The sequence below is a fragment of the Mesorhizobium sp. M2A.F.Ca.ET.039.01.1.1 genome, assembly GCF_003998035.1.
Taxonomy (GTDB): domain Bacteria; phylum Pseudomonadota; class Alphaproteobacteria; order Rhizobiales; family Rhizobiaceae; genus Mesorhizobium.
In genome coordinates this window covers 1-1,284 of record NZ_RZRY01001176.1, presented here as the reverse complement: position 1 = coordinate 1,284, position 1,284 = coordinate 1, and the positions used below count along the sequence as shown (strand labels likewise).

The 1,284-nt window shown below is 65.0% G+C and carries 1 protein-coding gene; it reads right to left on the bottom strand.

Features of this window, described 5'->3' with window-relative positions; translation table 11 throughout:
• A partial coding sequence (locus EOA24_RS38345; protein ID WP_127410848.1) for a Clp protease N-terminal domain-containing protein occupies window positions 1-826 on the bottom strand: 826 nt, incomplete at its 3' end.
• Window positions 827-1,284: the final 458 nt, after the last annotated feature.

Genomic DNA, 1,284 nt, shown 5'->3' with positions numbered 1-1,284 from the left:
GGATGATGTTGCCGCTGGCCGAGGTGACCTCGTTGAGCACGGCCTTCAGCCGCTCCTCGAACTCGCCGCGATATTTGGCGCCGGCAATCAGCGCGCCCATGTCGAGCGCCATCAACTGCTTGTCCTTCAGCGATTCCGGCACGTCGCCATTGACGATGCGCAGCGCCAGGCCCTCGGCGATCGCCGTCTTGCCGACGCCCGGCTCGCCGATCAGCACGGGGTTGTTCTTGGTGCGCCGCGACAGCACCTGGATAGTGCGGCGGATCTCGTCGTCGCGGCCGATGACCGGATCGAGCTTGCCCGCGCGGGCGTCGGCTGTCAGGTCGCGCGCGTATTTCTTCAGCGCGTCATAGCCTTGCTCGGCGCTGGCCGAGTCGGCGGTGCGGCCCTTGCGGATATCATTGATAGCCTGGTTGAGCGCCTGCGCGGTGACGCCCGCCTTGGACAGGATGTCGGCGGTCTTGGCCGACTTCTCCATGACGAGCGCCTGGAGCAGCCGCTCGACGGTGACGAAGCTGTCGCCGGCCTTCTTGGCCAGGTCCTCGGCGGTCGAGAACACCTTGGCGAGCGGCTGGGCAAGATAGAGCTGGCCATTGCCGCCTTCGACCTTGGGCATGGCCTCGAGCGCCGTCTCGACGCCGAGCTTGACGTCGCGAGCATTGCCGCCGGCGCGCTCGATCAGGGACGCGGCAAGGCCCTCGTCATCGTCGACGAGCACCTTCAGCATATGTTCAGGTGTGAATTGCTGATGGTTGCGCGAGAGCGCCATGGTCTGCGCGGACTGGATGAAGCCGCGCACGCGCTCCGAGTATTTTTCAAGATTCATATCTGTCTCCTTCCGTCACCGGCCCGCTTTGCGGCACCGGATCAGATTGCGGTGACGGACCCGCTCATAGGAGCCGAGCCCTGTTCAGCCGAGATATGGTGTATGGGGTGCGGTCCCTCAAGACGCCTTGACGTCGATCAAAGCAGAATATTCCACTGCATGTCGCCCCAAAAGCGCGCGGCGCTTTTGGGCCAAGCGACATGCATCGAGCAAAGAGAGCTAAAGCGTGCCGTGACGCGCTTTAGCCGCGCGCGAACGAAAACGGCGGAGAAAGATCCCCGCCGTCTGCAATGCCTGAAATGGCGTTTGTGTCAGTTGTTCGCGTCGGCGGTCACAGGCTCGCCGGGAGCTTCGCCGGCGACCGGCGCCGGCTCGCTGGCGACAGGCTCGCTTGCCGGCCTTGCCTCTTCGGCGGGCTTGGCGCCGGCCTCGCCGCCATTGCTCGGCGCATTGTGTGC